Below are 20,870 nucleotides of genomic sequence, written 5' to 3'. Positions count from 1 at the left end.
GCTTATGAAAAAGTGCCTTTTTCTAATACAGGATTTTCTAATTTTATTATTGAATATAGATTTAAAATTAAGAAAGGAAGTTGAATAATGACTACAATGTATTTCGTTCGCCATGCCCACTCTACATATACAAAAGAAGAACGGGAACGTCCTTTATCTGATAGGGGGCACTTTGATGCAGAGAATGTAACACATTTATTAAACGATGAACATATTGATGTTGTAATTTCAAGCCCGTACAAAAGAGCGATTCAAACTGTACAAGGAATTGCGAATACATATAATTTATCAATACAAATAGAAGAAGAGTTACGAGAAAGGTTATTAAGTTCAGAGCCAGTAGCAGATTTTAATGAAGCTATTCATAGAGTGTGGGAAGACTGGACTTTTGCATACGAAGGCGGGGAATCAAATGATGTAGCGCAAAGGCGTGCTGTATTATGTATGCAAAATATATTGGGGAAATATAAAGGGAAGAATATTGTAATAGGCACTCATGGGAATATTATGGTATTACTAATGAATTATTTTGATTCGAAATATGATTTTCAGTTTTGGAAAACACTTCATATGCCTGATGTGTATAAATTAACTTTTGATAATAATCGTTTCACTTCTGCTGAAAGAATAGAGAAAACCGGTCATCAGATAAACATTTTGTAAAAGTTTATCAAAAAAAGAGGAAAGAGAGAAGGTATTGTAGAAGTATGACTTTGTAACATAAAAAATATTGGTTAAAGGAGGCTGTTTACATGTTTGAGAAAGAGAAAGAAGGGCTTATTGAAGTTCACAACGTATATGAAATCGCACCAGCAGATGGAGCAATTATAGGTATGGCAACGGAAGAAGAAATGGAGATTGCTGCTGAACTAGAGTTACAGTACTATGCCCATTCTCGTTTATTAGAAGCAAATATTCAGTTAGACGGTTCCTCCTATAAAGAGTTACTTCAGGAGTTCCAGGAGTACGAAAGAAAATCAATGAATTTTTGGAGAGCAATACATAAACGTTTAGCTGTGCCATGGGCATGGGTACTACGTATTGATGTTGCGAATGGTCCTATATATGTAAGCAATGGGAGTTCGTATTATGAAGAAGTTGATGATGACGAAGAAGATTATGAATAGATAAGTAAGGAAGCAGCTTTAGTTGCTTCCTTTTTTTGTGTGTAAAGATTGAATGACTTGAATGATAATATCTGGTCGATCATTTTCTATACCGTGACCAGCATGTTCAGCCAAAATGTACTGGCTGTTTATTGAGAGATTTAATTGTTCACAAATAAGTTCTTGCCACATATCTTCAAGTTGTGTAGCTTCTTCTTTTGGCATACCGCCCTCAATCAATTGGGCAATAGAATATTGAGGATCTCTACCGATAACGATTAATGGTATTTCTAATGTTTTATGTTGTTTTTTTATTGAGAGAGCACAATTTTTCCACTCGGACAGTTCAGCAGCTGTCGCTTTATATAATGAAGGGGATGTGGAAAATTCTGTGTGATGTTTTGGTTGATTTACGAGCATAGATTTTAGTTCATTATAAAGTGCTTCTGCATCCATGTTGGAGTAAGTATGATATTTTTGTAGCCACATATCATCAGAATCAGTTTGATCAGAAACCGGTAAATGCAGTTCATCTAATCGGTGTAAGTTCATGGAAGTAGAATCAACTAAAAGAAGTGCTTGCAGCCTATCTTCATGTAACATTGCAAAATGTTGTGCGCATAAACCTCCATAGGAATGACCGATTAAAATGATTGGCTCGTAAATATCTAGTTCATGTAGTAACATATGTAGTTCTTTTACAACTTGCATTGTTGTACGTCGATTAGTTCCTAGCTCACTTTCTCCGTAACCTGGGCGATGATATGAAATGACTGTAAATTTTTGTGAAAGCTTTTCTATAATAGGAAGCCAATCATAAAATGAGCATCCCATTCCTGTTTGAATGACTACAGTTTGTTTACTGCTACCTCTCATATATACTTCTACAGTTTGTCCAAATATCTCTACTGATCTATTAATAGTAATTCCCCCTAAGCTTGAAATACTTTTTGGCAAGTAAAGACGATACACCAGGCACATATGCCGAAGAGTATAGATGTACTAAGTGAAAAGGAGTTCTTTAAACCGATATAAACAATAAATAATAGTAGTGCAGATGCAGGAAATCCATATAATACGCCTAAAGCGAATTGACTTAATTCTTGTTTACTCCCACCTTCGAAAGAAATCCAAAATAAACTAAGTAAACTAATAAGAGGAAGGGCTGCGATAAAGCCACCAAGCGTACTAAAATATTTGGCAAATTCGGTTACACCCCCAATAATGAGGGCGGAGACGATGACCTTAACGAGGAAATGCATATTTTGCCTCCTTAGCTAATAACGAAAAGGCTTTTTCTATTAGTTGTTGCTCTTCTTTTGATAATTGTGATTCTAATATTTGTAACTTTTTTTTATCTAGCAAAGTATGCTTTTCTAATGCTTCAATTCCTTCTGTCATTAATGTAAGATTCACAACTCTTTCATCTTGTTTATTTCTTTCTTTAATGATAAATCCTTTTTGAATAAGGCGTTTTACATGTTCGGACGCTGTGTTATGAGATAAACCAAGTTCAGAAGCAATTTTTCCAATTGTTATATCTTTCTCTCGAGAAGTGATTTGTAAAATACGAATTGCTTGATGAGAAAGATTGTCTTCATATTCATAGCGTAAGTGATAGTATATTGTCTCCCAATGTGGATTAATGTCTTTCATATGATAATTCCCCCTAATTTTTATATCGTGTTATAAGATATATTCGCTTCATAAGAATTAAAATCCTGTTATTTTCATAATAAATGTTGAAAAAGTTTATTTTTATTGAAATATAAGGTAATCTATGTGTAAAGGTATACATTTAGCAAGAGAGAGGATGATAGCTGTGAATACATTTAAATGGATTAGTCATGAAAAGATGTATGTAGATCAAATACATGTTGAAAAATGTGGTCCTCTTTCAGTCGGCGTATATGGAGGAAATCAAGAGAGTGATGCATATGAAAGAGGAGATGCAGTGCTAGCTTGGTGGGATCTGAAATTAGAATTTGAATTTGTTATGATTTTTGATACACATCATAAAACGAAAAATATACATTATATAATAGAAGCGATTTCAGAAAGAGAAGAAAAACTAAAAGAGTTATTTTCATACCCAATCCATTTAGCTTTTCATCATACACATATGTACTTATTAGCGTTATTTACAGATGAGCTATTTATCGAGAAATGTGACCAAGATGATGAGGAACTTGCATGTTTAATTTGTTTACGAAAAGGTGAGTTCTTATATTGGCTATCAGTTGGTGATTGCTTCGCGTATTTATTCCATTCAGAGCAAGCGAAAAATGGAAAAGGTAGGCTAAATAAGCGTAAGAACTATGAATATATAGGAAGAAAAAATGTTTTTGCAGCGAATACCCCTTGCTTTACATCAGGGATAAGGGGATTAGAAAAAGGTCAAAATCACATTGTAATGGCAACAGATGGTATTTTAGAATGTGATAAACGAAAGTTTGATGATGATCAATCTTTAGTAGAAATATTACACGACGGAACTTCTTTACAGATTGAGCCTGTATTAACAAATGTACTTCAGTGGAAAGGTAGAGATTGTGCCACTATTATTGGATGGTCCATCGATACTGAAAATAGACAATGTGCCAATTAATAAATGAAAGAGAGTTCAAGGGTTTTTGTCCTTGAACTCTTTTTTGTTAAGCAATATGAATATGATACGTTTTTAACCATTCATTTACTTGTAGCATATACTCCATAGCGCTTCTTGCTTCAAAATTGGTAATCTCTTTGTTACTTTGATCAGCAATTGCAAGTAATATGGAATGGTTAATGAGTGAGAAAACAGGATTGTTTTTATTGCTGCACATATCAAGTGTTAAATTACGGATTGTTTGTAAATAGTGTGGATCTTGTGAAGTAGGATAAGCGCTTTTTCTTCTATTTCGCACATCATCAGGTAAAGCAGGTTTCAGTGCCCTACGTAAAATTCCTTTTTCAATATTATCAATACTTTTTATGTTGAAAGGAACGTTCCATAAATATTCAACTAATCTATAATCGCAAAACGGTACACGAACTTCAAATCCTACAGCCATACTCATACGGTCTTTACGGTCGAGTAAGAACGGAAGGAATCGTGTTAAAAATAAATAAAACATTTGACGTTGTTTCGCGGATTTTTTACTTTCACCTTCAAGAGTAGGTACTTCAAGAGCAGCCTCATGGAATCGTTTATTAATATAATGCTCAGGATTACATTGAGTCGTTACGTCATTTAATAATAGAGAAGATGTGTTTTTCCAGTTTGTTAACCATGGAAACTTATCTACATATAATAGTTCTTTTTGATGAAACCAAGGATATCCCCCGAATACTTCATCAGCAGATTCGCCAGATAAAGCTACGGTTGCATCTTTTTTCATTTCGCAAAATAGTAAATATAGTGAAGTTTCCATTTCGCCTGCACTTGGTAAATCTTTCGCATGAAGGGGAACGAATAAGTGATTTGCTAATTCTTCAGCATTCACAATAATGTCATGATGCGATGTCCCTACATGTTCAGAAACGCGTTTTACCCAAGGAGCATCTAGACCAGTTCGAGCAAATGTCAGTTCGAAATCTTTTGCGCTATTTAAAAAGTCGATTGAATACGTGTGAAGTGTTTTGTGTTCCTCTGCAAATTCTTTACCTGCCAGAGCAGTGATACCACTAGAATCTAATCCGCCTGATAACATACATACGAGGGGAACATCGGCAATTAATTGTCTTTTTACTGTATCTTGTAAGATAGATAAAATATGAGAAGATGTGTCTTCTATAGAGTCTGTATGGATCTTACTTTCTAAATTCCAATACTTCTTAACGACTTTTTTATCACGTGTAAATGTTATAGAATGTCCAGCACGCACTTCCTGAATATGTTTAAAGACACCACATCCAGGAGTTCGAAATAAGCCTAATCCAAATATTTCATTTATGCCATCCGCATCAATTTCAGCAGGAACAGATGGATGAGCTAGTAGTGCCTTTATTTCAGATCCGAAAATAATACTGTCATTTCTTTCCGTATAAAAGAGTGGTTTTACACCTAGATGATCGCGTGCTAAAAACAATTGTTGCTTCTGATCATCCCATATAGCAAAAGCGAAAATTCCATTTAAATGTTGTACGCAGTCTTCTTTCCATTCTAAATAAGCATGTAGTAACACTTCTGTATCCGAATGAGTTTCAAATGCATGCCCACATTTTTGAAGTTGCTCTCTCAGCTCACGGAAATTATAAATTTCTCCATTATAAGTAAGAGCATACGTATAATCACCAGCACGAAATGTTTTTGGTTGTGTCCCGCCTTCTGGATCAATTACAATTAAACGCCGGTGTGCAAAGGCCGCACGAGGTGAAAACCAAAATCCTTCAGCATCCGGTCCACGATGCCGAATACTATTCGCCATCTTTTCTAAAATAACATGTTCATTTGAAAGGTCTTCCTTCCAATCTACCCAACCTGTGATTCCACACATATACATCTCATCTCCTACATTAAAATTGTAAAATAGAAATAAATTAATTAAATAAAATGTACATCAAGTTTAAAGATAACCACATAAATAGTGTACTACATTAATTAAACTGTAGACTTGAGAAAATTTTCTTCAAATTCAAAGTTATATGAGACAATAGACAAGGAAAAGTATCCCATTACATACAAAAAATAAAAAATGAGAGAAAAAAATTTCCAAAACGTTATATAGGGTGTAAAAGCTTTTACAAAAAAAATAAGGGGAATCGCTACATGAAATCAAATGAGAAAAATTTTATCAAAAGATTACAGCGGCAAAAAGAAGATGCGCTAGAATTTGTTGTCGATACATACTTACCACTCATAAAGGGGATAACGCATAAAGTTCTTCTTCCAGTTCAAAATGATGGATTGATAGAGGAATGTATAAATGATATTTTCCTATCTATTTGGAATAACGCAAATAAATTTCATGGAGAGCCGAGTGATTTTAAAAACTGGATTGCGGCGATTGCAAAGTTTAAAGCAATTGATTATTACCGAAAAGCGAATAAAAAAGTAGAAATCATTTCAGATGAGTTTCATATCAGTACAGAAAAATCGGCAGAAGACGAATTAATCGTTATGGAAGATCGGGAAGAATTATTGAAGCTCATTAATCAATTGGAACCGTTAGATCAAAAAGTATTCATTATGAAATATCTCCTCGGTATGAAGACAGAAGAAATAGGTGACAAGTTAGGATTAACTCGAGCAGCGATAGATAATCGTGTGTATCGCGGGAAAAAGAAACTACAACAAAATGCTACGAATATTAGTTTTGGAGGTAGTGTAATATGAAAGACATTTATGAACTATTAAATGATATTGATATAGATGAAAAAGAACTTGAGGAAATTGAGACTTCTGAAATTGAAAAAGAAAAAGTGAAACGTAATTTAAAACAATCGATACGTACGAAGAAAAAGATGAAAACTTGGAAAAAAGGTGTCGCTGCTGCATCTATTTTAGTAGGGTTATCAGTTGCAACACTGGGTATCGGATTTCCAACTTACGCTGGAGGATTGCCAATCGTAGGTGACATATTCCGATTTTTAGATAATGGTAGAACAGGGGTATATGAAAATTATAAAGAGTTTTCAACTGAATTGAATATGACGAAAGAGAGTAATGGGGTTAAGGTTACAATTAATGATGTAATTTCTGATGGCAGAACAGTATCTATAACGTATTCACTGGAAAGTGAGCAAGACTTAGGGGATGATCCTATCATATTAGGCGGATTGGATATAATGGACGCTCATGGTAGTTCAGGAAGTGGAAAAATGACTAAAGTTACTGAAAAAAAGTATGTAGGTATGGTAACAACGACGCACCATGATAGTAATAAAAAGGACAAAGTAAACTTTAGATGGAATATAGAGAGAATAGAGATGCCAGATAAGAAAAAATCAATACAAGGTAATTGGAATTTCGCGTTAACTGTAAAATCAGTGGATAGTAAAGAGAGAACAATTGGTGGAAGTTCGGAAAAAGAAGGTATAAAGGCAAATATGGAAAAGGTCGCAATGTCGCCGGTTTCATTTATTCTTTATTACAATCAAGAAGTTTCTAAGGGTGCGAGGAAAGAATGGGATAGTGTAGATGTTGAATTGACGGTTAAGGATGATTTAGGGAATGATTATTCGGGTGAAGGAAATGGGGGAAGTGGCAACGATCCTTACAATATTCGATGGAGTGCCACATTCCAAAAACTAAACGAAAATGCAACAAAGCTTATCGTTACACCTCACGTGCACTTGCGAGTTCATACACCTGAAAATCATGGTGGAGTAGAGTATGTGAATGGAAAAGAGAAGAAAATAGAAGTGCCGAAAAAAGAAGCGAAGAGTAAAGATATTGTGTTAGATGATATCGTGATTGATTTAAAGAAATAACGAAAAGAGACTGCCAATGATTAGGCAGTCTCTTTTCGTTAAAAACTAGTAACAAATAAAGCATGTGGATGCTGTGTTTTATACTCATCTTTCCATGTAATGTTTAGTTGTTCCCACGTTTCACCGCTATCAGTGGATTGAAAGATGCCATTGTTATTTAAAGTGTAAAATGTATGTGGTTCGGCTGGATTTGTAGCAAACATCGAAATGACTGTACCGATTGCAGACGGCAGTCCTTGCTGTACTTGCTCGAAAGGAGTATCTTTCGTTTTTCGATATATATAAGATTCATAAGGAATACGATGATGAGCAAGATCGGCACTCGGTGCAGCAGAAACGAGAACAGTATCGCAGTCAGCTGGATCGATAGCCATGCTGTATAAATAATGATGCTCAAGTCCTTCACTACATGAGATCCAGCTGTTTCCACTGTTATAACTTTCAAGATAGGCACGATCGGGTCCGCCCATAAATCCGTCACCACATGATGCATAAAGGCGATTTGGGGCTTCAGGGTGCATGAGTAATTGATGAGCGTCGATAGGAGCACCGAATTTTTTATCAAGCCATGTATGCCCTTTATCGTTACTTTGAATAACAGCACCAGCTTCGATTGAAACGTGGAGTGTATTTGAATTGTTTGGATCAACTGTAATCCAGCGTACGTGATGGGTAAAAGGTCTAGGAGGAAAAGCCCACGTATAAGAAGATAATAATGATTTCATATTTTTAAGTTCCGTCCACGTTTCACCACCATTTTCAGAACGGAATAAAGCGCTCGGTTCTGTGCCGACATAAACGACGCCATATCCGTTAACTTGTTCATTTGAGCTTATCGTTATAGAAGTGATAGAGGAGTGTAAAATACCATCTTCTTTAGGGAAATCAAAGTAGCGATAGGAATCCCCAATTGGTCTCCACGAATCTCCGCCATCGTCGCTTAACCATAAACCTCGTCCAAATGTTCCGCAATATACACGTTTTTGTTGGAACGGATCAACGGCAATACAGGTAGGTTGCATATTTTGTAAGTGATAAGTCGTTTCGTAGTTACCATATTGTTCTTTTACTACAACAAGTTCACGCTCCATACAGAGAAATAAACGTTTCATTTTCGTAACCTCCTTAAAATTTCTTTCAATAGTAAACAATATGAAAATAAAAAAGAAGTAGTCTTGTTTTTATTTGAGAAACAGGAATTGTTTCAAAAGTAGCGAAGTGTGTATACAGAGGAAGCGGGGTTTACGGGCAGTCAATTCGGGATAAAGATGGGGAGTTTGTTTCATACTAACATACAGATATTGCACTTAAAGGAGTATAAGTATGGGACATTCACATGATCACGGTCATTCAAAAAATAAAAAGGCGTTATTAATTGCCTTCCTATTAACAACAAGCTTTATGGTTGCTGAAGTTATTGGCGGATTTGTAACAAATAGTTTAGCACTATTATCTGACGCGGGGCATATGTTAAGTGATGCAGTATCCTTGGCTTTAAGTTTACTTGCGTTTAAGCTTGGAGAAAAAGCAGCGACGGCTGCAAAAACATACGGGTATAAGCGCGTCGAAATGTTAGCGGCATTATGTAACGGTGTCGTTCTTATCGTCATTTCTATATACATTTTTATTGAAGCAATTCGTCGTTTTAAAGAACCAGTTGAGATTGCTAGTAATGGGATGCTCATTATTGCTGTACTTGGTTTGCTTATTAATATTTTATCAGCTTGGATATTAATGAGAGGCGGAGATGTGAAAGGTAATTTGAATTTAAGAAGTGCTTTCTTACACGTATTAGGCGATCTATTAGGATCAGTCGGAGCGATTATTGCAGCGCTATTTATTAAATTTTTCGGATGGACTGCTGCAGACGCAATTGCTAGTATTCTTGTGTCTATTTTAGTCATTATTAGTGGGTGGCGTGTAACACGTGATACAGTCCATATATTAATGGAAGGTGCACCGCAGCACATAGATATGGATGAGGTGAAAAATACATTATTAACGATTGCGATTGTAAAAGAAGTTCATGATTTGCACATATGGTCTGTCACATCGGATTTTCAAGTATTAACTTGCCACCTGATTATAAAAGGTAATGAAACGCAAAGTGTATTAAAAGAGGCTACGGATGTATTAAAGGAGAAGTTTCATGTAGAACATGTCACCATCCAAGTAGAAATGGAAGGTGAGTTTTATCATAGCGAGACAACTTGCAAAGTATGAAAGAAAAAGGATCAGAAAAAGTGTCATAACATTTTTCGCAGGGCATACATATATATAATGTGGCCACAAATACTTTGTAAGGTAAATATTTCATAAGATTACTTATTAAGAATCATCTTTTATAATCAAAAGTGGTAATTGATAAAGATTATCATTTTTGATGATCGTAGGAAGGAGTTTTTTAAAAGATGAGTAGTCAACTCCGTTTTGCTGTTGAAAATCGTAAGAGGCATTTAATTGATGAGTTAATTGGAGCAGGGGTGTTTAAGATTCGCGACCGACAATTATACGAGCTATCTTTAGAGGAATTGGAAAAAGAGTACGAAGATATTGAAGATTACGCAAATATTCAGGCATAGCATATAGATTATTAAAAGAAGGAGCTGGTTACACTTTTGTGTAACCAGCTTTATTATTCTTTCATAGAAATCATTTTTTGTATTTCTTTCATGGGACGGAGCCAATTTTGAGCCATCATTTGTTCCATTCGTTTTTCGTCCTGCTTTTGAAGTGCTTGAATGATAGAGTGATGTTCTTTAATAGATTGACTTGCAGGCACAAAGTTTTGGAAAAACAAATATTCAAGTCGTAAAACGTGAAGCTGCATATTTTCTAGAAAAGGTTCAATATATCGGTTTTTAGCAATAGAAGTAATTGTATTGTGAAATTGTATATCTAGTTTTAAAGCTTTTTTTGAATCTTTTTCATGTATAGATTGTTGAAAAGTATCATTTATCTCGGAAAGTAGTTTAATATCAGCATCTGTAACTTTTTGAAGTGCTTGTTTTCCTATAATTGAGTGAAGACCGGCCAGCGTCTCATAAATGATAGATACGTCTTCTAATTTAATAGGAGCAATTTTCGTTTTTTGACCGGGAATCATTTCTACTAGCCCAGAAAGCTCTAAAATTTGTAAAGCTTCTCTAACTGGTGTTCTGCTTACACCTAGTGCTTCCGCCAATTCCCCATCATTAATTTTTTCATCTGGTTGTAATACACCTTCTATAATCCAATCTTGTAGTTGGGTTAAAACGAGTGACTTTGCGGAAACTCTGCCAGGTTTTTTATAATTTTGAGGGACAGGCATAAATAATTCAATCCTTTCATTGTATATTTTGTTTTTTTCTACTCATAAGTTTTAGCTTCGGTTTTCCTTCATCCGGCTTTTGGCTTAATATGAGCACCATTACAATGACACAAAAAGCACCTAATAACTGAAAAGATTGAAACGGTACGTGCAAAATAAGTACCGAAGAAATAATAGCTGCGAGCGGCTCTGTACAACCAAATAACGTTGTTTCTTTCGGTGTAAGGTATCTTATGCTATCTAAGTATAAATAAAATGCGATGAGTGTCCCGAAAATGACGACAAATGCAATGAGCGGGAGGCTACTTGGTTTTACATATTTCATAGTTGATAATAAAATGAATTCGTTTGTGGAAATAAAGTGTAAAATCGTTACACCAATACCCCCAATAATCATTCCCCATCCAACGATAACAGATGAAGACCATCTTTCTAACAATTCTTTTGAATACAAACTATAAAATGCGAGTGATAATCCAGATAAAATGCCCCAAACGATAGCTGGTGTGGAAACAGCTAAGTTTTGAACAGACCCGTTTGTTAGTAAGAGGAAAGTCCCTAATAATGAGAGTGCAATTGAAATAAAATCAATTTTTGATGGACGGACGTTCCATTTGAACAGTAAGTATATAGTGATAAATATAGGGGCTAAATATTGTAACAAAGTTGCAACAGCAGCGTTGCCTTCTTTAATAGAAGCGAAGTACGTGTACTGTACAGCAAGCATGCCTAAAAGACCGAATAAAATCATCTTATTTGCATAAGACTTTTGTTTCCAGATGCCGAATATTTCTTTTTTGTTCGTTCCAAATGATGACATAATGAGCAAAATAGCACCGGATATAAGTAAACGGATTGTAACTAGCCATTCAGTAGAAACATTTTCATATTGAAATAGTTGTTGCGCAGCTGTTCCGGATAAGCCCCATAAACAAGCACCGATTATGACCATTATAATTCCTTTTAATCGATTTGGATCCATAAGACATATAGTCCTCCTTTCCAAAATATATATCGGATACAATATGCAATATATCACAAAAAGGAACAGCAATAAACTGAAACTTCTAATTAGATGAAAAATTATTTATGATGAAGACGAAAATTTTTTTGTACGTGGTAAAATATTGTAGAGAGGGTGGTATTAAAATGCTAGCAGGATTTTTGGTTTGTTTATTTGTTGGATTACTTATCATTTTTTTAGGGTATCAAATATATGTGAAAAAGAGATTGTTTTTGTTGGCAGGATACCAAGAAGAAACGTTTGTTGGAGATAAAAATAAATTAGCGAAGCTTTCAGGGGTGTTTTCCTATATAGTCGGAGTTGCCACAATAATATTACCGTTTGGCTTAGAAAAAATAGGTGATTTAGTTGGGATCGTATATGCTATATTGGTTGTTTTAGGTACAATTGTGTTTCTTATTAAAGCAAGTCTGTTAAATAAGAGTACTATAAAGTGAAAAAAGGCTTCATTCTACGGAAGCCTTTTTATTTTTTGTTATGAAGTGAAAGTAAAAGCGGGAATAGAATCAAAAAATGTATTCCAATCTTGTTTCATTTCTTTTTCTGTTAATAGACAATCATCTAATGAGTGTTCGATAATAGAACGATTCATATCGATGCCGATAAATACAAGTTCAGTTATTCGATCTCCATATCGTTCATCCCAGTTTTTCAATACTTCTGGTTCTTCTGTAATGATTTGATTTTTTTCAGCCTTAGGTAATGCCGCTATCCATTCACCAGCACCTTGAATTGTAATAGAGGAACCTGCTTGAGATAGAAGCCCTATCATATTATTGCGAGAGGCGAGCCAGAAAAACCCCTTTGCTCTTACAACATCTAGAGGCCATTTTTCTAACCAATGCATAAGTCGCTCAGGGTGAAATGGGTGTTTACGACGGTACACAAAGGAGTTGATACCGTATTCTTCCGTTTCCGGTGTATGATGTTCGCTATTTAATTCTTGCATCCATCCAGCTGACTGACTAGCTTCTTCATAATTAAATAAATTCGTATTTAAAACTTTTTGTAATGGTACTTGGCTAAATGAAGACTCAATAATTTTTGCATCTGGATTTAATTTCTGGAGCAAATGATGGAGTTCTATCATATCTTCTTTTTCTAGTAAATCTACCTTATTAAGAATAATGACATTGGCAAACTCAATTTGATCTATTAATAAATCAATAACTTCCCGAGTATCATTTTCATTGATTGCCTGCTTCCGGTCTAATAAACTATCTCCATCTGCAAAATCATCCCAAAATCTATTTGCATCTACAACTGTAACCATCGTATCGAGACGACAATTTTTCGTTAAATCAATGTTAAGGACTTCGTCAGTGTAAGTAAATGTTTGAGCAACTGGAATAGGCTCGCTTATACCAGAAGATTCAATAACAATATAGTCAATATCACCGTTCTCAACAAGACGATTCACCTCTATTATTAAATCTTCTCGTAGTGTACAACAAATACAACCGTTTTGAATTTCTACTAATCTCTCTTCCGTACGTGAAAAACCCCCCTTTTTTATAAGGGACGCATCAATGTTTAATTCGCTCATATCATTAACGATAACAGCTACTTTTAAGTCGTTCTTATTAGTCAAAATGTGATGTAGTAAGGTGGTTTTTCCAGCTCCTAGAAAGCCGCTTAATACAGTGATAGGTACTTTTTTCATAAAATAATCTCTCCTCTTTAAATCGTAATCGTTACGTTTTATATTAAATGACAAAAAAGAAAAAATCAATAATAAATCATAATGATTACGATTTGAGAATAGGAATAGACTATAAAATTTGTGTTGTAGTTGTATGGAATATTTGGGCAAGCATATGATTTAATATGAATAAAGTGGGGCGATAGTGTTGGTCTTTAATAGAGTTTCAAAAGAATTAATAGGAATAGCTCTTATTGCTATTTTTCTCTTTTTATTATTTTTTGTGGATTTTACAAGTCTAGCAAATTTGCATAAAAGTATGCCGCAAGAATGGCTGAATGTGAATACGGTGTTTTTAAGTATTATTTTTGAAGCAATACCCTTTATTTTATTAGGGGTAATTGTGTCTTCTCTCATCCAAGTGTTTGTGACAGAAGATATGATTCAAAAAGTAATGCCAAGGTCTCCGATTGTTGCAATGATTCCAGCTATATTTGTCGGAATCCTTTTTCCAATGTGTGAATGTGTCATTATACCAATTGTAAGAAGACTTATTCAAAAAGGGCTCCCTCTTCATGTGGGAATTGTCATTTTACTGAGTGCACCTATTATGAATCCAGTTGTTCTTGTATCTACTGTATATGCGTTTCAAAAAAATGATGCCGTTGTATATGCACGCTTTGGGATAACAATTCTTGTTGCTCTATTCATAGGTCTAATTGTGTATTATTGCTATCGCGGGAGAAATGTTTTAAAAGACGTAGAGGTTCCGGTTCAGAAAAAACAAAAAAAGAGTTGGAAAGATGTTATGAATCACACTGTAGATGAGTTTTTTGATACTGGTAAGTATTTATTAATTGGAGCTTTTTTAGCGAGCGTAGTTCAAACATTTTTTGACCGGAATGTACTTGATACAGTAGCACAAAACGAAGTGATTGCCCCAATTGTTATGATGGGGTTTGGTTATGTTTTATCAATTTGTTCAGCAGCGGATGCGTTTATAGCGGCATCTTTTGGACATGTTTTCTCAGTAAAGGCGCTTCTCGCATTTCTTGTGTTTGGGCCTATGCTTGATATGAAAAATACGTTAATGCTATTTGCATATTTTCAAAAGAGATTTGTATTCTTTTTGATTGGAATTGTTATTTTATCCGTGTATACCATCTTGCAAATCACAATGTTATAGGAGGGGAGAAAATTGGAGAAAGAGGAGCAACAGGCATATCATGGCTATATTCGTGGCATTATTTTAATTGGTTTAGCAATGCTCTTATTTAAACTACTTGTAACAGGAAATATTTATAATTTTATCGCTCCAAAAATGATTAAATTTTCGTATATAGCTTTTGTAGTAATTTTACTTCTTGGTTCCATACAAGTTTGGGGAAATGGGAAAGAGGAAGAAGATGATTGTAATTGTTGTACGCATCATAGGAAATCAAGGACAAAAAGTTTCTTTGTATACGTTTTATTTGTTGTTCCAATTATTAGTGCTTTTCTATATGGAAGTGTAACAATTGACGGAAGTTTAGCAGTAAAAAGGGGCATGAATCAAAGTGCACAGGCGATAAGTATGGAAAAGAACGAAAAAGAGGGAAGGCAGGTAAGTTCTGATTGGCGAGAAGTATTAGTTGATCAAGATGAACCCTCGAATTTAAAAGCGACTTATCAAACGGAAGAGCAAGTAGCAAAAAGTATGTTAGGGCAGCGCAAAATACAAGTAGAGGATAAGAATTATGTTCAAACAATGAATATAATTGGCCAGGATATTAACGGGTTTAAAGGGAAAGAAATTACATTCTCAGGGTTTATATATAATGATAAAGATGTGACGGGGAATAAAGTAGTAGTGGCTCGCTATGGCATAACCTGTTGTATTGCGGATGCATCAGTCTGGGGGATGATTGTTACGGGACAAACCGTTGAAAAATTCCCAGAAGAAACATGGGTGAAAATAACAGGATTATTAGATGAAACGACATATAAAAGAACGCTATTTCCGCTTGTGAAAATAAGTAAAGTGGAGAAGATCAATAAGCCAGCAGATCCATATGTATATGATGCTTTACCCCAATAAGAATGGGGTAATTCTTCATCTTTTTATGAAATATAATCATAATCGCGACGCCAAAAAAATAAAGATAAGAGTAATTTGGTTTGTTAAAAATATGTGTATAAGGAGATACGCGATGAACTGGGTTACTCATAAACCATCGTTTGAATTTGAAAATTTTAGTCCTATTATTCGGTCACAATCTGCGTGGAGTGGGCATTTAGATTTCGCATATGATTTAGTAAGATTTGAAGAACCAGAAACTTTAGTTGAGTTAGGTACGCATTTAGGTGCTTCCTTTTTTAGTTTTTGCCAGGGGGTAAAAGATGGTGGGTTAGCCACAAAATGTTTTGCTGTAGATACTTGGGCTGGAGATGGGCATACAGGTCCATATGGAGAAGGGGTTTTTCAAATGGTAGAAAAAGTGGTGAGCGATAACTACCTGAATATAGGAAATCTAATTCGATCCACTTTTGATGAGGCTCTGGATCAGTTTCAAGATGAAACGATAAATCTTTTGCATATTGATGGCTATCATACGTATGAAGCTGTTTCTCATGATTATAAAACATGGTTACCTAAAGTTGCGAAAAACGGTATTGTATTATTTCATGATATTGAAGTTAAAAACGGTGATTTCGGTGTGTATAAGTTTTGGGATGAGGTCAAGGTGAAACACCCTCATTTTCAGTTTGGGCATTCATATGGACTCGGAGTTTTATTTCCGAAAGGTTGTAGCGATAAGTTTTCGGAAATACTTAAAAATAAAGAAGAGATACAAAATATGTATAAATAAAAGAGGGGCATGCATCGATTAAATGATGTGTGCTCTTTTTTTATGTGGAAATATATTATTACATATGAGGTGAAAGCGTTATTAAAAAGTTTTGTTGAGGCAAATATTAAAAAGGTTATTATGGGTTAATAATTAGTGGGGATGGATAAAACCCTCATTGATTAACGTTTTATTTCATTAGGTGTTTTTATCTAAATAAATAAAAATACAACATTTTTTATATTTTTCATTGCGAAAAGCGCAATCTACTTTTACAATAGAAAGGGTTGTGAATATATTATACTGAAAAAATAAATCGAAATAATATGAAAATTTTGTTTTGTCTTCGCTAATTGTATACTACATACACGTAAGACGACATACATCATGTTATCGACTTGTAAGGAGAGAAAAAAATGAAAAGTGTAAGATTACCATCGATGCTAGAAATTATTATTCTTTTATGCCTATTTCTTGCTGTCGTCTTTTCCTTCCAAACGATTTTTGATCTCCCAATTCAATTAGCGCTATTTATTTCATGGTTTTTAGTTATTGCGCTTGGATTAAGATTAGGATTTCGTTATCAAGAATTGCAAGATGCAATTACGAAAGGAATTTCTAATGGATTAGAAGCAATTCTTATTTTAGTTGCAGTTGGAGCTTTAATTGGAACATGGATTGCTGGTGGGGTTGTACCTACATTAATTTATTATGGATTAGAATTCATTCACCCTAGCATCTTCTTATTGGCAACTTTAATTATTTGTTCAATAACTTCTATTGCGACAGGAACATCATGGGGAACAGTTGGAACAGCTGGTATTGCTATGATGGCAATTGGTGAAGGGCTTGGATTACCACTGCCGCTTGTTGCGGGTGCAGTTCTTTCAGGAGCTTATTTCGGAGACAAATTATCACCACTTTCTGATAGCACAGTTCTTGCAGCTTCCATGGCGAAAGTAGATGTTATTGCTCACGTTCGAGCTATGCTAGTATTAGACGTTCCAGCTTTTATTATTACCAGCATTATGTTTACTGTTGCTGGATGGATGTATGGCGGGGATAATGTAGATTTAAATAGAGTAGAGTTTTTAAAAGAAGCTTTATTAAAGCACTTTGATATTAAAATATGGATGCTTGTTCCAGCTGTAATTGTTATTGCGCTATTGGCGCTGAAGAAACCTTCTATGCCAACAATTGCTATGGGAGCTTTAATTGGTGCAATTTGGGCAACTATTTTCCAAGGGATGCACTTTGGAGAGGCAATTGGAACAGCATATAACGGATTCTCAATTCAATCTGGTGTCGAGTTTGTCGATAAGTTATTAAACCGTGGTGGAATTAACGGTATGCTTGGTTCAGTAGCCGTTATTATTTTCGGCTTAGGTTTTGGTGGACTACTTGAAAAGCTAGGTGTTTTAAAAGTAATCGTATCAAAATTTGAGAAGAAATTAAATTCTGCAGGTAATGTAACGTTGTCTACGTTAATCGTGGCATTCTTAGCTAATATATTTGGTTGTGCGATGTACGTATCACTTATTTTAACACCGAAAATTATGGAAGATAGCTATGATAAATTAAAAATAGACCGCCGTGTATTAGCGCGTAACTCAGAAGTAGGTGGAACGTTAACTTCTGGTATGGTTCCGTGGTCGGATAATGGTATTTTTATGGCTGGTATTTTAGGTGTAGCAACGTTCTCATACGTTCCGTTTATGTGGTTAAGCTTTGTTTCATTAATTTTGGCAGTTATTTACGGATATACAGGAAAATTCATTTGGTATGTAGATGACGCTGAAAAAGGAAAGCAAGCATCATAAAAAAATACCTTCTGCAATGGCGGAAGGTATTTTTTTATACATACGAGTGAGAATTCTTATCATTTGAAAGAAAGTCTGTTAAAATGAGAAATGTAGGTATTTTATTTTCAAGGGGATGAAAAAATGGAGTATAGAATTGAAAGAGATACATTAGGAGAAATGAAAGTTCCAGCTGATAAATTATGGGCAGCACAAACGCAGCGTAGTAAGGAAAATTTTCCGATTGGAACAGAGCATATGCCACTTGAAATTGTAAAAGCATTTGCGATTTTAAAGAAGAGTGCAGCGATTAGCAATCAAAAATTAGGGAAGTTATCAGAAGAAAAAACACAAGCAATTGTGGAAGCTGCTGATGAAGTTATCGCAGAAAAATGGAATGAACATTTTCCACTTGTCGTATGGCAAACCGGTAGTGGTACACAATCGAATATGAATGTAAATGAAGTAATTGCAAACCGCGGTAATCAAATTTTGAAAGAAAAGGGATCTGACGTACATATTCATCCGAATGATGACGTGAACATGTCTCAAAGTTCAAATGATACGTTCCCAACAGCACTTCATGTAGCGTGTGTAATTGCGGTAGAAAATCATGTATTGCCAGCTATTACGAAATTAAAAGAAACATTAGCAGAAAAAGTAACTGCATTTGAACATATTATTAAAATCGGTCGTACGCATTTACAAGATGCAACACCTTTAACGTTAGGACAAGAAATTAGTGGATGGCACCGTATGCTTGAAAAAACAGAGCGTATGATTGCAGATAGCAATACATATATGAAAGAATTAGCAATTGGTGGTACTGCAGTTGGAACTGGAATTAATGCACACCCTAAATTTGGTGAGATGGTAGCAGAAGAAATTAGTCTGTTCACAGGTAAACAATTTGTTTCTGCACCAAATAAATTCCATGCGTTAACGAGTCATGATGAAGTTGTATTTGCACACGGAGCATTAAAAGCATTAGCTGCTGATTTAATGAAGATAGCTAATGATGTGCGCTGGCTTGCAAGTGGTCCACGAAGTGGTCTTGGGGAAATTATTATTCCTGCAAATGAACCAGGAAGCTCTATTATGCCAGGGAAAGTAAATCCAACGCAAAGCGAAGCGCTAACAATGGTTGTAGCACAAGTCATGGGGAATGACACAACAATCGGATTTGCTGCAAGCCAAGGTAATTTTGAGCTAAATGTATTCAAACCAGTTATTGCATACAACTTCCTGCAATCAGCTCACCTATTAGCTGATGCAACTGTTTCATTTAATGATAAATGTGCAGTCGGTATTGAAGCAGATGTAGAAGTAATTAATGAAAATGTAAATCGTTCATTAATGCTTGTAACCGCACTAAACCCACATATCGGGTATGAAAATGCCGCGAAAATTGCAAAGCATGCTCATAAAGATGGGTTAACTTTAAAAGAAGCAGCAATGCAATCGGGATTACTAACAGAAGAGCAATTTGATGAAATTGTAGACCCGAAAAAAATGATCGCTCCGAAAGAATAATAGAAGAGGCCAAGATTCTTAATTTAGAATCTTGGCTTTTTTATCGTCCAAATAATCGCATTACTAACATCCCATTTCGTAAAACAATAAATGATAGCTAAGGGAAACTTTTGAATAGCCCGATGCCATTCTTGTCTAGCTTCTTCGTACTCACGATCATATCTTGTAATAAATCCACCTGTTAATCCTTCATAACTTAACTCATACATAATAAGCACCTTTCGTTCATTTTGTGTAGTAGTTTGTTTTTTAGAAATAGTGTATGTTCGTATCGTTTGTGATGGAGGGGGAGTATCTTTATGTAATAAAAAAATAGACTAACTATTGGGTAATTAGTCTGAGAGGAGAATAAATAGGTAAACGGCGGTTTTGCTTTGGGAGGATATTCAATTCTTATATAGTTATCCTAATAGCACCTCAAAGAAAATTATTCATTTGAGGTGCTATTGATTATTTTCACATTTGGCCAGTTTTCTTTTAAGAGTGAAATGAATTTCTCCTCTTCTTGTGGTACGAAAGATGTTACTGAGTCGAATAAATTATAATGAATTTCTATTTGCTGTCTTGTCCAATTTTCTGAACGAAGCTTTTTACCAGAGTATTTAATATGACGTATATCTTCAAATGGAATTTCAGTACGGAGTATGAAACCATGTTTAACAACAAGGGCAGATTCCGTTATTTTGTAATGAGAAAAATAGAAAGAAGAGAGATTCACGATATTTAAGAGCATCATAAGAGTGAAAAAAATAGAATTTTCATTTTGGAAGAATAGCGAAATGAAAAAAATAATTATAAATAATGTAATAAAAATGACGTGAAATGGATTTTTTTTCGCTTTAAACTTCAAGTTAGTCACCTCGTTATACGTGTTCTTTAACTAAATTAAATCACAACATCTTAATAAACCGAAAGAATATGCAGAATTGCATATTCTTTCGGTTTATTATTCGTGTAAAATTTTTTGATAGGATAAATTTAAATGAAGTTTTTAGTAGTGGAGTGGCATAAAGTGACTAACAAGAATAGAAGTGTAGTGCTAGTTATAATTAGTTGTATGATGATTATGAGTGGCTGCTCAAATAGATTCGTTGAGGATGGAAAGCGAAAACATGTATTTGTACAAGCGAGTAAAGTTTTAGTGGAAGTTGTTTATAAAATATATAAAAGGTAAAAAGGTGTTTCCGTATATGGAAACACCTTTTTTGTAGTTA

General features: G+C 34.7%; 23 protein-coding genes and 1 pseudogene. 14 read left to right on the top strand and 10 right to left on the bottom strand.

What is annotated here, in order from left to right:
• The first annotated feature begins 87 nt into the window (after positions 1–87).
• A complete protein-coding gene (locus QCI75_RS18330) occupies positions 88–663 on the top strand; it encodes a histidine phosphatase family protein (RefSeq protein ID WP_353760969.1) in 576 nt (191 codons plus the stop codon).
• 89 nt (positions 664–752) lie between these two features.
• A complete protein-coding gene (locus tag QCI75_RS18325) occupies positions 753–1,127 on the top strand; it encodes a hypothetical protein (RefSeq protein ID WP_000461761.1) in 375 nt (124 codons plus the stop codon).
• An 18-nt stretch (positions 1,128–1,145) separates the two neighbouring features.
• On the opposite strand, the gene QCI75_RS18320 is transcribed toward QCI75_RS18325, so the two are convergent.
• From QCI75_RS18320 to QCI75_RS18310, 3 genes are read right to left on the bottom strand one after another with little or no spacing between them, the layout of a single operon-like run.
• Positions 1,146–2,087, bottom strand: a complete 942-nt coding sequence (locus QCI75_RS18320; protein ID WP_144506914.1) for an alpha/beta fold hydrolase — start codon at positions 2,085–2,087, stop codon at positions 1,146–1,148.
• Positions 2,039–2,368, bottom strand: coding sequence for a DUF3147 family protein (locus QCI75_RS18315; protein WP_088292887.1), 330 nt, complete (start codon positions 2,366–2,368; stop codon positions 2,039–2,041). The genes QCI75_RS18320 and QCI75_RS18315 overlap by 49 nt, the downstream gene beginning before the upstream one ends.
• Positions 2,352–2,762, bottom strand: a complete 411-nt coding sequence (locus QCI75_RS18310; RefSeq protein ID WP_144506915.1) for a MarR family winged helix-turn-helix transcriptional regulator — start codon at positions 2,760–2,762, stop codon at positions 2,352–2,354. Before QCI75_RS18310 ends, QCI75_RS18315 begins: the two co-directional genes overlap by 17 nt.
• Before the next feature lie 124 nt (positions 2,763–2,886).
• Here QCI75_RS18310 and QCI75_RS18305 point away from each other — a divergent pair, with 124 nt between their 5' ends.
• Positions 2,887–3,714 (top strand): PP2C family serine/threonine-protein phosphatase, encoded by an 828-nt coding sequence (locus QCI75_RS18305; protein ID WP_353760967.1) that lies wholly within the window; start codon positions 2,887–2,889, stop codon positions 3,712–3,714.
• Between the two features lie 46 nt (positions 3,715–3,760).
• Here the strand turns inward: QCI75_RS18305 and asnB are convergent, their stop codons facing one another.
• Positions 3,761–5,584 carry an asparagine synthase (glutamine-hydrolyzing) gene (asnB, locus tag QCI75_RS18300; protein ID WP_353760966.1) on the bottom strand — a complete coding sequence of 608 codons (1,824 nt, stop codon included), beginning with the start codon at positions 5,582–5,584 and terminating at the stop codon, positions 3,761–3,763.
• 272 nt (positions 5,585–5,856) lie between these two features.
• Here asnB and QCI75_RS18295 point away from each other — a divergent pair, with 272 nt between their 5' ends.
• Both QCI75_RS18295 and QCI75_RS18290 read left to right on the top strand, forming a co-directional pair.
• Positions 5,857–6,423, top strand: coding sequence for a sigma-70 family RNA polymerase sigma factor (locus QCI75_RS18295; RefSeq protein ID WP_353760965.1), 567 nt, complete (start codon positions 5,857–5,859; stop codon positions 6,421–6,423).
• The gene (locus QCI75_RS18290) at positions 6,420–7,520 is read left to right on the top strand and encodes a DUF4179 domain-containing protein (RefSeq protein WP_353760964.1); all 1,101 of its coding nucleotides are present in this window, start codon (positions 6,420–6,422) and stop codon (positions 7,518–7,520) included. Before QCI75_RS18295 ends, QCI75_RS18290 begins: the two co-directional genes overlap by 4 nt.
• Positions 7,521–7,558: 38 nt before the next feature.
• Here the strand turns inward: QCI75_RS18290 and QCI75_RS18285 are convergent, their stop codons facing one another.
• On the bottom strand, positions 7,559–8,632 hold the full coding sequence (locus tag QCI75_RS18285; protein WP_144506785.1) for a beta propeller repeat protein: 1,074 nt from the start codon (positions 8,630–8,632) through the stop codon (positions 7,559–7,561).
• Between the two features lie 211 nt (positions 8,633–8,843).
• Here QCI75_RS18285 and QCI75_RS18280 point away from each other — a divergent pair, with 211 nt between their 5' ends.
• Together QCI75_RS18280 and fbpA are read left to right on the top strand one after the other, a co-directional pair.
• Positions 8,844–9,743, top strand: coding sequence for a cation diffusion facilitator family transporter (locus tag QCI75_RS18280; protein WP_144506784.1), 900 nt, complete (start codon positions 8,844–8,846; stop codon positions 9,741–9,743).
• A gap of 188 nt (positions 9,744–9,931) precedes the next feature.
• Positions 9,932–10,102: a Fur-regulated basic protein FbpA gene (gene fbpA, locus QCI75_RS18275; protein ID WP_000098300.1), complete on the top strand. Its 171-nt coding sequence runs from the start codon at positions 9,932–9,934 to the stop codon at positions 10,100–10,102.
• A 53-nt stretch (positions 10,103–10,155) separates the two neighbouring features.
• On the opposite strand, the gene QCI75_RS18270 is transcribed toward fbpA, so the two are convergent.
• Together QCI75_RS18270 and QCI75_RS18265 are read right to left on the bottom strand one after the other, a co-directional pair.
• Entirely contained in the window at positions 10,156–10,830 is a 675-nt protein-coding gene (locus QCI75_RS18270; RefSeq protein ID WP_144506783.1) for a GntR family transcriptional regulator, read from the bottom strand.
• 16 nt (positions 10,831–10,846) lie between these two features.
• Positions 10,847–11,812: a DMT family transporter gene (locus QCI75_RS18265; protein ID WP_144506782.1), complete on the bottom strand. Its 966-nt coding sequence runs from the start codon at positions 11,810–11,812 to the stop codon at positions 10,847–10,849.
• A 167-nt stretch (positions 11,813–11,979) separates the two neighbouring features.
• Between QCI75_RS18265 and QCI75_RS18260 the strand changes: the two genes are divergently transcribed.
• Complete coding sequence (locus QCI75_RS18260; RefSeq protein WP_353760963.1) at positions 11,980–12,291, top strand: DUF3784 domain-containing protein; 312 nt, start codon at positions 11,980–11,982, stop codon at positions 12,289–12,291.
• A gap of 38 nt (positions 12,292–12,329) precedes the next feature.
• Here QCI75_RS18260 and QCI75_RS18255 read toward each other — a convergent pair whose 3' ends face one another.
• Complete coding sequence (locus QCI75_RS18255; RefSeq protein ID WP_353760962.1) at positions 12,330–13,517, bottom strand: GTP-binding protein; 1,188 nt, start codon at positions 13,515–13,517, stop codon at positions 12,330–12,332.
• 187 nt (positions 13,518–13,704) lie between these two features.
• Here QCI75_RS18255 and QCI75_RS18250 point away from each other — a divergent pair, with 187 nt between their 5' ends.
• The 5 genes from QCI75_RS18250 to fumC all read left to right on the top strand — a co-directional run bounded on the left by QCI75_RS18250 (position 13,705) and on the right by fumC (position 19,656).
• On the top strand, positions 13,705–14,682 hold the full coding sequence (locus QCI75_RS18250) for a permease (RefSeq protein WP_144506779.1): 978 nt from the start codon (positions 13,705–13,707) through the stop codon (positions 14,680–14,682).
• 12 nt (positions 14,683–14,694) lie between these two features.
• On the top strand, positions 14,695–15,573 hold the full coding sequence (locus tag QCI75_RS18245; protein ID WP_353760961.1) for a TIGR03943 family putative permease subunit: 879 nt from the start codon (positions 14,695–14,697) through the stop codon (positions 15,571–15,573).
• Positions 15,574–15,685: 112 nt separating this feature from the next.
• The gene (locus tag QCI75_RS18240; RefSeq protein WP_353760960.1) at positions 15,686–16,345 is read left to right on the top strand and encodes a class I SAM-dependent methyltransferase; all 660 of its coding nucleotides are present in this window, start codon (positions 15,686–15,688) and stop codon (positions 16,343–16,345) included.
• A gap of 395 nt (positions 16,346–16,740) precedes the next feature.
• Positions 16,741–18,144, top strand: coding sequence for a Na+/H+ antiporter NhaC (nhaC, locus tag QCI75_RS18235; protein WP_098776938.1), 1,404 nt, complete (start codon positions 16,741–16,743; stop codon positions 18,142–18,144).
• A 123-nt stretch (positions 18,145–18,267) separates the two neighbouring features.
• Positions 18,268–19,656, top strand: a complete 1,389-nt coding sequence (gene fumC, locus QCI75_RS18230; protein WP_144506776.1) for a class II fumarate hydratase — start codon at positions 18,268–18,270, stop codon at positions 19,654–19,656.
• Between the two features lie 38 nt (positions 19,657–19,694).
• Here fumC and QCI75_RS18225 read toward each other — a convergent pair.
• Both QCI75_RS18225 and QCI75_RS18220 read right to left on the bottom strand, forming a co-directional pair.
• Positions 19,695–19,865, bottom strand: a pseudogene (locus tag QCI75_RS18225) (FAD-linked oxidase); the annotation flags it as partial.
• Positions 19,866–20,083: 218 nt separating this feature from the next.
• Positions 20,084–20,506 carry a PH domain-containing protein gene (locus QCI75_RS18220; protein WP_353760959.1) on the bottom strand — a complete coding sequence of 141 codons (423 nt, stop codon included), beginning with the start codon at positions 20,504–20,506 and terminating at the stop codon, positions 20,084–20,086.
• A gap of 132 nt (positions 20,507–20,638) precedes the next feature.
• Between QCI75_RS18220 and QCI75_RS18215 the strand changes: the two genes are divergently transcribed.
• A complete protein-coding gene (locus tag QCI75_RS18215) occupies positions 20,639–20,830 on the top strand; it encodes a hypothetical protein (RefSeq protein ID WP_144506774.1) in 192 nt (63 codons plus the stop codon).
• The last annotated feature ends 40 nt before the right edge of the window (positions 20,831–20,870 follow it).

It is taken from the genome of Bacillus cereus group sp. RP43 (assembly GCF_040459645.1).
GTDB classification, from domain to species: Bacteria; Bacillota; Bacilli; order Bacillales; family Bacillaceae_G; genus Bacillus_A; species Bacillus_A mycoides_C.
This window is presented reverse-complemented; position numbering and strand designations above follow the sequence as displayed.

What these genes read in the sequence shown, in the direction of transcription:
- QCI75_RS18320 (WP_144506914.1), bottom strand. Translation starts at nt 2,087, where the DNA reads ATGTGCCTGGTGTATCGTCTTTACTTGCCAAAAAGTATTTCAAGCTTA.
- fumC (WP_144506776.1), top strand. Translation starts at nt 18,268, where the DNA reads ATGGAGTATAGAATTGAAAGAGATACATTAGGAGAAATGAAAGTTCCA.
- QCI75_RS18325 (WP_000461761.1), top strand. Translation starts at nt 753, where the DNA reads ATGTTTGAGAAAGAGAAAGAAGGGCTTATTGAAGTTCACAACGTATAT.
- QCI75_RS18215 (WP_144506774.1), top strand. Translation starts at nt 20,639, where the DNA reads ATGAAGTTTTTAGTAGTGGAGTGGCATAAAGTGACTAACAAGAATAGA.
- asnB (WP_353760966.1), bottom strand. Translation starts at nt 5,584, where the DNA reads ATGTGTGGAATCACAGGTTGGGTAGATTGGAAGGAAGACCTTTCAAAT.
- fbpA (WP_000098300.1), top strand. Translation starts at nt 9,932, where the DNA reads ATGAGTAGTCAACTCCGTTTTGCTGTTGAAAATCGTAAGAGGCATTTA.
- QCI75_RS18290 (WP_353760964.1), top strand. Translation starts at nt 6,420, where the DNA reads ATGAAAGACATTTATGAACTATTAAATGATATTGATATAGATGAAAAA.
- QCI75_RS18305 (WP_353760967.1), top strand. Translation starts at nt 2,887, where the DNA reads ATGTGTAAAGGTATACATTTAGCAAGAGAGAGGATGATAGCTGTGAAT.
- nhaC (WP_098776938.1), top strand. Translation starts at nt 16,741, where the DNA reads ATGAAAAGTGTAAGATTACCATCGATGCTAGAAATTATTATTCTTTTA.
- QCI75_RS18260 (WP_353760963.1), top strand. Translation starts at nt 11,980, where the DNA reads ATGCTAGCAGGATTTTTGGTTTGTTTATTTGTTGGATTACTTATCATT.
- QCI75_RS18280 (WP_144506784.1), top strand. Translation starts at nt 8,844, where the DNA reads ATGGGACATTCACATGATCACGGTCATTCAAAAAATAAAAAGGCGTTA.
- QCI75_RS18295 (WP_353760965.1), top strand. Translation starts at nt 5,857, where the DNA reads ATGAAATCAAATGAGAAAAATTTTATCAAAAGATTACAGCGGCAAAAA.
- QCI75_RS18315 (WP_088292887.1), bottom strand. Translation starts at nt 2,368, where the DNA reads ATGCATTTCCTCGTTAAGGTCATCGTCTCCGCCCTCATTATTGGGGGT.
- QCI75_RS18330 (WP_353760969.1), top strand. Translation starts at nt 88, where the DNA reads ATGACTACAATGTATTTCGTTCGCCATGCCCACTCTACATATACAAAA.
- QCI75_RS18270 (WP_144506783.1), bottom strand. Translation starts at nt 10,830, where the DNA reads ATGCCTGTCCCTCAAAATTATAAAAAACCTGGCAGAGTTTCCGCAAAG.
- QCI75_RS18310 (WP_144506915.1), bottom strand. Translation starts at nt 2,762, where the DNA reads ATGAAAGACATTAATCCACATTGGGAGACAATATACTATCACTTACGC.
- QCI75_RS18255 (WP_353760962.1), bottom strand. Translation starts at nt 13,517, where the DNA reads ATGAAAAAAGTACCTATCACTGTATTAAGCGGCTTTCTAGGAGCTGGA.
- QCI75_RS18285 (WP_144506785.1), bottom strand. Translation starts at nt 8,632, where the DNA reads ATGAAACGTTTATTTCTCTGTATGGAGCGTGAACTTGTTGTAGTAAAA.
- QCI75_RS18265 (WP_144506782.1), bottom strand. Translation starts at nt 11,812, where the DNA reads ATGGATCCAAATCGATTAAAAGGAATTATAATGGTCATAATCGGTGCT.
- QCI75_RS18240 (WP_353760960.1), top strand. Translation starts at nt 15,686, where the DNA reads ATGAACTGGGTTACTCATAAACCATCGTTTGAATTTGAAAATTTTAGT.